The organism is Psychromonas sp., from assembly GCF_983033635.1.
Map to the genome: position 1 here is coordinate 1 of NZ_CEZLMY010000163.1, position 8,040 is coordinate 8,040.

Annotated in this window: 8 protein-coding genes; 2 read left to right on the forward strand and 6 right to left on the reverse strand. The window is 38.6% G+C overall.

The features are described from left to right. Positions 1–801: 801 nt before the first annotated feature. The gene (locus AC4GME_RS15530) at positions 802–1,053 is read left to right on the forward strand and encodes a hypothetical protein (protein WP_490379718.1); all 252 of its coding nucleotides are present in this window, start codon (positions 802–804) and stop codon (positions 1,051–1,053) included. A 587-nt stretch (positions 1,054–1,640) separates the two neighbouring features. Here the strand turns inward: AC4GME_RS15530 and AC4GME_RS15535 are convergent. From AC4GME_RS15535 to AC4GME_RS15560, 6 genes are all read right to left on the reverse strand, one after another. Beyond that, a complete protein-coding gene (locus AC4GME_RS15535; RefSeq protein ID WP_490378795.1) occupies positions 1,641–2,768 on the reverse strand; it encodes an MBL fold metallo-hydrolase in 1,128 nt (375 codons plus the stop codon). A 921-nt stretch (positions 2,769–3,689) separates the two neighbouring features. Then, entirely contained in the window at positions 3,690–4,874 is a 1,185-nt protein-coding gene (locus tag AC4GME_RS15540; RefSeq protein ID WP_490378466.1) for a glycosyltransferase, read from the reverse strand. A gap of 398 nt (positions 4,875–5,272) precedes the next feature. Continuing rightward, entirely contained in the window at positions 5,273–5,731 is a 459-nt protein-coding gene (locus AC4GME_RS15545; RefSeq protein ID WP_490378465.1) for a PD-(D/E)XK nuclease superfamily protein, read from the reverse strand. A gap of 33 nt (positions 5,732–5,764) precedes the next feature. Continuing rightward, positions 5,765–6,319, reverse strand: a complete 555-nt coding sequence (locus AC4GME_RS15550; protein WP_490378464.1) for a DNA N-6-adenine-methyltransferase — start codon at positions 6,317–6,319, stop codon at positions 5,765–5,767. A gap of 109 nt (positions 6,320–6,428) precedes the next feature. Further along, positions 6,429–6,809, reverse strand: coding sequence for an antiterminator Q family protein (locus AC4GME_RS15555; RefSeq protein WP_490378463.1), 381 nt, complete (start codon positions 6,807–6,809; stop codon positions 6,429–6,431). A 63-nt stretch (positions 6,810–6,872) separates the two neighbouring features. Beyond that, positions 6,873–7,031, reverse strand: coding sequence for a hypothetical protein (locus AC4GME_RS15560; RefSeq protein ID WP_490378462.1), 159 nt, complete (start codon positions 7,029–7,031; stop codon positions 6,873–6,875). A gap of 404 nt (positions 7,032–7,435) precedes the next feature. On the opposite strand from AC4GME_RS15560, the gene AC4GME_RS15565 reads away from it, so the two are divergent. Next, entirely contained in the window at positions 7,436–7,864 is a 429-nt protein-coding gene (locus AC4GME_RS15565) for a universal stress protein (RefSeq protein ID WP_490378722.1), read from the forward strand. Positions 7,865–8,040: the final 176 nt, after the last annotated feature.

Genomic DNA, 8,040 nt, shown 5'->3' on the forward strand with positions numbered 1-8,040 from the left:
CTGCCCAGCTTTTGCTACCACAAACACAAAATAAAAAAGCCCTGCTCAATAATTCCAGCAGGGCTTTTGTTGCCTTATTCATCGTCTAACTTTTTTATCTACGAGCCCCTAGCAGGGTCTTGATACCTATCATAGCTTTGGTAATCGCTAGCAGAAGGTGATAACGTTGACGCACACCCACTGAACATTGCAACAACTAGAACTACGAATACTACAGAAAATAGTTTCTTTATATAATTCATCATTAGTTACTCCTTACTCGTATCTTTATTTGTCCGGATGCTACTCAGTTGTCCAAAATAGTCTCCTTCATTACATCTCCATCAATACCTGAGCTGTGTTTAATAAAATCAATCACCCACATAAATATAAGACCGGAGATTGATGAATTATATTTCACTTGCTTAGCTAAATAGAAAAAAATGGCTGCCCAGCTTTCTTGCTGCTTTTTATTCCAAAGTACTAATTAGGTAATGTATTGAAGTTTATTGAAAGCAAAGGTAAAAGTGGGGACTCCCAATAGTTTTGAAATCGTAACGTAATGATTTTAAACAACTCAACATGTGGATGTCCTACCTTTTTGTATATAATCAATAAACGGATCAACTATCACTAACCGTTGGCTACCGATTTTAAGCAAAAAATAAAACAAACAGCTCTTATCAATATAGATAAGGGCTGTTTGTTTATGTCTATAGCACTAATTACTTCATCGACACTGAAGTGGAAAGTTGCCTTAGAAAGATAAACACCGTAACATTCCGTGATTATCGATTTAGTTCAGCAAGAGAATTTAAACACATGAACAAAGAAGCAGACATCATCACAAACCTAGAAGAGTTAGAAACCTTTTTAATTTCAGTTGAAAACGGTGGTTTAGGTTTAACAAATGTAGCTGGTGTGGCAATGGCAACAAGCAATAAAGATGGTCGTCGCTTTGTCGCAGTATTAGATGATAAGCACCAATTATTATTATCACGCTGGGTTACGGAAGAAGTGTTCCAAACAGGCCAAGATTTAGTGCGTAATGGCACGAGCAGTACGACTCATTAAGATTGATATTCAGAATATTGAATTTGAAGAAAAGGGTTAAGATATTGTCTTAACCCTTTTTTATTTAGAAAACCCTCAAGGTCAGGTCTTTAACTTTGAATTATTTGGTTAATGCGAGAGTCGTACGACTTAACTTATCGTAAACATAACTGGTGGTATGGTTTTGATGAAGAGGGGAGTATTTTCGATTGTAAAATGCAACTTGAATTGAATCATTTCAACAGATAAGTAGCCCAAAATTCTAAGGTATTTTGTGCCTCGAAGCGCCTTAGAAGGCTAACTCGCAAACGCCCCCAATATAATATTCCTCCATTTTTACCGTTAAATATGTTCACCTATAATAAATATTTGAAAACGCTGCAATCCCTACCACCATTGGGTGCATCAAACATCGGCTAAAAAAGCTATCTCGGTAATGTCACGGTTCAGTCTAAGGCACTTTCGCCCCAAACCGACGTAGAAATAGATTTTGGAAGAAACTATATTAACGTTGCTGTCAGCGGAGCAGGCGCGATAGTGGATGTGTGTCCGCTGGAAGGCCTTGTTAGATCTTTTTGTAGTTTGTTCAATCACGGAAGTGTACTAGTTTACTTGGTCTTATTGATATATGGCGTCCACCATACCTCATGGCCACCCACCAGCCCAGGATGGACGACTTCGCCAATTTTTGGAGTGAGATAATCAATACTAGCTTGATTTGCTGCAATCAAAAAACGCTCCACTGGTTCGTACCAAGGAAACAGCCCTAGATCAAACGTGCCCCATCCGCTAGGCACCATCAGTTTACCCCTTACCGCCTGATGTGCTCTTACTGCCTGTTCGGGGGTGTAATGGACCTCCATCTGGCCTCTCAAATTACTGTAGGCTCCAATCTCAAAGAAGGACACATCGAAAGGCCCCAATCGTTCACCTATCTCGTAGAGTCCCTTAAACCAACCAGAGTCTCCGCTAAGATATAGGTTCAGTTTCTTTCCTCTAATACCATAGGAGCCCCAAAGCATCATGTTTTTATCAAAAACACCACGCTCGGAAGTGTGCTTGGCCGGTGCTGCGGTAATCGTTAAACCATCAATGGATTTTGTCTGCCACCAGTCAAGTTCGAATATCTTTTTGTGAGGTACACCCCACTCTTCCAGCAATTCCCCAACTGCCAGAGGTACGATGAAGTGTCTAGTCTTAGGAATTAGCGCCTTAATTGAATCCTCGTCCAGATGGTCGGAATGATTATGAGTAATCAATACCACATCGACCTCTGGTAGGAGGTCTGTTGAAACAAGCGTTTTTGAATATCGCTTTGGACTCAACCATCCAAAGGAACCTGCTCGTTGTGAGAACATGGGGTCGGTCAGGATTACTTTGTCATCAATCTTAATAAGGAACGTTGTGTGCCCCAGCCAGGTGAATTGTAAGTCTCGCGGTCCATTCCACTGGGAAATATCAAATGGCTCAGCAGGTAGTTGGGAATCAGGTATAAATCCTTCAGATTTATTGAAGAAGTAGTTCCAGAACATCGTCAGACTTGGCCACCATTCTACATCTGGAACCCGTTCCGGATTTTGGAATGTTTCACCATTCCATTGTGGGCTTTTTTCTATACGTTGCTGTCGATTTAAATCAGATGCACTTGTAGTGCTACATCCAAATATGGAAATCTGTATAACAAAAAATCCAATAAGGAGGATGTCGTTAATTACTTGTCTCTTTTTTGACTGCACATTCTCTCTCGGTATACAGAGCTAACAGAGTATTAGTCGTCATTCTTACTAATACACATTTAAAATCTGCTTGCTTGATAAAACTTAGACCATATCAATCATTAAAAACAGTTGGTTGGCACACAAAACTTATTAAATAGTGATTTTTTTGGGGTGGGAAAGTTGTACATGTGCATTTATATAGGTCTCTATAAATACAAATTGTATATATTTTATATTTCAATTTCAGTTGGTTAGCGCATTTAGACTATGAAATTATTGAATAGCTGTCTCTATAATTACGTAAAATTTTTTATAAATTACTTCATATCTATTATACCTGTGCGTAGACGCAGTGTTTAATAATCAAGGACAGCCAGTGCGCCGAGAACAGTTTGACCATTCTCAAAAATTCCCACGTTCGCTAATTTCCGAATCGAGCCAGATAAATTAAATTACGGCACGACATTAGAGTAAATAATATATCTCGCTTTGTGCCCCTTTATAGCGAGTTAGCTTTCATGTAATCCCCTCCATATTTATCGTTAAATATGTTCCTCTATGATAAATATTTAAAAACGCTGTAAGGCTCGGTGTGATTGGGCTTTCCAGACATTAACGGAAAAAACTGTCTCGGTAATATCACGGTTTTGAAGTTAATATTTAATGTGAATTTCTATCTGAAGTGTAGAGTAATGAGGACAAATCTTGCGTTTTGCGTAAAAGGGCAAAACGCAAGACCTGCCCCTGATGGATCTGACTCTGCATGACATAAAATTACCGGTTTATCCGGTGTATTTTATTGTTATAATTAAGTCTTCTGTCCTCGGAATTCCCGACCTCATTTCCCACATAGTGACATCGAACGAAATTCAAGGGTAAACATTTTTTACAAGTGTTATCGGTGATGCCACCGGGCTCTGGTGTTCTGGTGTTCTGGAACTAATTGTCATCAAGTACTGATGGATACAAAGCAATGATAAGGGCTTTTAGAGCTTTGGCTTCACCGGTCCTTTTGTGGGCACTGATATTTTTGATTCGGCAATAAAGCAGGTAAATGTCTTTCTTATTTCCTCTACAGCCTTTCAGTGCCATATACCCACGTCTATTTTCGAAACTTTTCAACTGTAGAACCTGATCGTATACATCAAACCCTGGGTCTCTCCAAGAATACCGCGCTTTCAAATTGGAAACCTTTGTAAAAAGTTGAGCCAGTTGTTTAGTATATTGCGTCTGATTCGGGCAAAGCTTAATAAATCCCTGAAAGTCCCTAAATCCTAAATCTGCCCATATTTCTTCCCATACATTTACCAACATGGTCCTATCTTTTAGTAAATGACTCTCCTTTAAACTCTTATTCCTGTCAATTTTATCACGTATAGTATGAAGATTTTTTACTCTGAACTCCATATGTGAATCAATCTGCTTTAAAATAACAACGCCGTGCCTTTGTAAACTCTTGACGTTACCGATTTTTTTTATCAAGCGTGCAAGTCCTCCGCTTTTTGGCACGAAAATGTAATCATTTTCAATGAATTGGCCTCGATAATGCGAAGTAATCCCCTTCGGGAACATGCAGTGTCGAAATTCCTGATTGGACAAATATTCTTCATCATCTCTTGTCGGTCTTCTCATTGGTTTGAAACCAGCATCAAAATCAACATAAAGACCTCCGAAACCGTTAAGAATCAGCAATCGTAAGTAGTCAGATATGGCAATTTTAGCAGCTATGGAGCCAACTGCTGCTAAATCAATAATCCATTTACCCCACTCTTCTAACTTTTCCATGAGTCCTGAAGAGTCAGTAACCATGACGACCGGAATGTCAATATTTGGCCCTTTGGATTCAGCATTGATCTCAAAGTTCGGACTTAAAGAAGAGTTTGGTGTTAAAGTGCAGTGTTTGTTAACAGATTTGCATGGTTTAAATTCTTTCCTGAATCTTGGGGGAACATCGTCTATAGCTTTTCCTCCTAACTTTAACCACCAAATACATCCGGTATAATGCATATCCGGATGACCCAAAACAGATATGCTATTTAGTCGTTTTATCATTTTTTTAACCGACTTGAGTCTACTGTAAGGTAACTCAGGACCTATCCAAACCCAATGAGCGTAGATCAGCATTTTTATCCTCCTGACACATAACAACTTTATAGATGGCACTATGCACGAGAACACGTGCAACCTATCTTATTTAATTTAATCAGCGAAATATTGATATTTCCTCTTAAATCAGTATGTTCCATGACAAATAAATAAAATAGATTTTTGAGATAGGCAACATAGAACCACCTATCTACATTCTTATTTAGCCAGTAACTATTAATGATAATAGACCGCTATTAAAATATGGTTATTACGCGCTATTACACGTTCGCGGATAAGATGAAGGGAACAAACAAAAGGGGCAGGATATTCAGAATGGTATACGCTATTAAATCAAAATGTGGTGACGACTCACCACTAAGCTACATCGGCAGACATACACTGGTCACATGGGAGGTAAACTCTTTCGCTCACCTTTAAATCGCGGCTTTCCCATTCGTAAATAAATCCCACCAAGAAAACTTCATTGCCAGTATCTGATCTAACTCTCTAGTATTCTTCGTTCGATTAAAATCATTAGCATTTTCATTTTTAGGCTCGGCATGGCAGGCTAGCTCACTGGCTTCAAGCATATGAGTAATACCTTTAGAAAAGCCAGCACCACCATATACAACATAGGCATCCATTTGCATTGCCTTCGCATCTTGTAATGTATAAGGTACTTTTTCATCAACAGTACCAGACACTGACTGATACTTACATTCTAACGGTACAGCAATATTTAGTGCTTCATTAACGACAAGGAGATCAACACGACGGTTCTTACCGATAATACTCTTACCCATATAAATTTCTTGGTAGACCTGAATTCCGCGATCACCAAAGTTATTTTTAATATATTGACCGACCCAAGTTGAATATTGATTGCCGTTCATTTTTTCTCACTTAATATGCTGATTAAAAATCAATTATGGCACTAAGCAAACCCCAATCCTGTTAAATACGTCTATAAAATGAGATTTATTTGACCCAAAATATAAAAATACTTGTCCTCGAGTGTTACCTGAAACATTCTTGCCATCATTGTTTTCAAAAGCAATGCGCCCACTAGGTAAACATATAGCAGCTGACTCTTTTAATGCAGTTTGAAACCACTGTGTTTCAGTCGCATTATTAACTAACACAATAGCTTCAGTGATATTTTGTTCTTTCCAATAATTAATAAAAGCAGCGATAGCCCTATTTACTAAACCCCGGCCATAAGGAGGATTCATAAAAACAGAGCCCTTATCTTCAAACCAAAACTGTTCAAAAGCATCTTCCTCTACCGTAATATACCGAGTGGCTTGTACATAGTTATTGCCAACCTCAGAAGAAAACGGATCTAAATCAATTTCACCAAGTACCTCTCTTACCATTTCTGTATATTTTTTAGGGGTAAACCATGCATCCGAATCTCTTTCTGGAGCACTTACACCAGGCTTAGAACCAATATATGCAAGATTGTTAACATTTGCTTTCATTTAAAACTCCCCAAAAATAACAACAAAACACAGTACACAACAAAAACAACTGTATAGAAAAACAGTCAAAAAGCAATATTAAGCAACGCATCATTATAAATATGTGACACTAAGCCACCTCTCTGATAAACAAAACCGCATCTACCCATGCAGTGCCGGCTTTCACTAACACATCAACACGTTTACGATTTATCTTTTGCTCTGCATCGGCCGATAATACCCGGGCTACATGGGAAGCGTTACCGTCACTAAAATAGAAAACAACCAGGGCTTTGGCCATTTCACGATCACGTGTTTTAAGTTTGGCGATAATCGAATCAATCAACATCGCCTCCTCTTCACTGATCAACAAATCGGGTTTCTTCACTTCTGAAAGTACATCCTGAAACATCGGGCTGGTAAACCCAACAGGCGAACAACTGCCCTGCTTTGCCCATTTAGCCCACTGAGATAATAACCATCCCGTATTATTTGAAACTAACTGTCCCATGCTTCCCTTTCCCCACAAATAAAATTACAACTGCAAACGTTCAGCTCTTCTAAATGGATCCGTTTAACGCTTTGACTTTCTCATCATAAAAATCAGCTGAACATGCGTTTTCACCATTGCCAGATACTCTTTAGGCACAGATTTAAGCGCTTCTTGTCGCTCTGCTAACGTTGGCAACTTAGCGATATACGCCGCATGTTCGCGTGGTCTAGTTGTGTACATTCACCCACCCCGCATTTTGTTTTTCAGCAGACAAATCAAGCCCCTGTTCAACAAGCCATGCGTGGTACTTAATCAGAGCCCTGCGCATTAAGTTTTCCGCATGAGTGTGAATGTAGGTCTTATCCGTCTTGTTCAGCACATGGTTTAAAAGTGGCAGGGTCATTAAAAAGCCCTGCATCGCAACAGTGCAGATCGGTTAAGGAGCTTTTAAGAAAACTTGAACGCTCCTGCAGTTCTTAAGACTGGGGATTTTTTTGTTTAATCAATAAATGTATTTGCTCTATTGTTGCAAATATACACTGAGATAGCTCATTAAAAGCTTATGTGTAACTGAAAGATTTAATACTGGTGCTAGACTTATTTTAAACGCATTAATAATGGTAGAGCCAATCGGGAGGAAGACAATGAGCTATAAACATATATTAGTCGCTGTTGATTTATCTAAATCCAGTGAAGTAGTGATCAATAAAGCAATCTCGTTAGCTAGAGGCGCTAATTCTAAACTTTCATTTATTTTTGTTGATGTTAATTATGTTAGTAGCATAGGGGGAATCAGTCCAAAAGTTGAGATGGACGTGCCGCTCGATGAACAACAAGCCATATTGCAAAAAGAGTTGCAAGCATTAGCCGAACAGGCGGATTATCCGGTTGCAAATACTTTGGTTGTAATAGGTGATTTAAATGAGAAATTAAAAACAACAGTTCAAGAAATGGACGTTGATCTATTAGTTTGCGGGCATCATCATGATTTTTGGACTCGGCTATTATCTTCGGCGCGTAAATTAGTCAATACAGCTGTTACAGACTTATTAATTATTTATCTTGAGAAATGATATCTGAATAGTTGACGGGCTGTGTTAGTTAACTCTTGCGAATGGGTTAAATGATGTGTGCTTTATATATACCCATGTTACTTCAATATGCAAAATCAGCAAGCCAAATTGTACTTAGATACTAGGCATAAAATTGAAGTATAGTTGTTCTACATTGAGATTTTATAACGACGCAG

Excerpts from the sequence above, each read along its gene's own strand:
- AC4GME_RS15530 (WP_490379718.1), top strand. The coding sequence starts at position 802 with ATGAACAAAGAAGCAGACATCATCACAAACCTAGAAGAGTTAGAAACC.
- AC4GME_RS15540 (WP_490378466.1), bottom strand. The coding sequence starts at position 4,874 with ATGCTGATCTACGCTCATTGGGTTTGGATAGGTCCTGAGTTACCTTAC.
- AC4GME_RS15545 (WP_490378465.1), bottom strand. The coding sequence starts at position 5,731 with ATGAACGGCAATCAATATTCAACTTGGGTCGGTCAATATATTAAAAAT.
- AC4GME_RS15550 (WP_490378464.1), bottom strand. The coding sequence starts at position 6,319 with ATGAAAGCAAATGTTAACAATCTTGCATATATTGGTTCTAAGCCTGGT.
- AC4GME_RS15555 (WP_490378463.1), bottom strand. The coding sequence starts at position 6,809 with ATGGGACAGTTAGTTTCAAATAATACGGGATGGTTATTATCTCAGTGG.
- AC4GME_RS15560 (WP_490378462.1), bottom strand. The coding sequence starts at position 7,031 with ATGTACACAACTAGACCACGCGAACATGCGGCGTATATCGCTAAGTTG.
- AC4GME_RS15565 (WP_490378722.1), top strand. The coding sequence starts at position 7,436 with ATGAGCTATAAACATATATTAGTCGCTGTTGATTTATCTAAATCCAGT.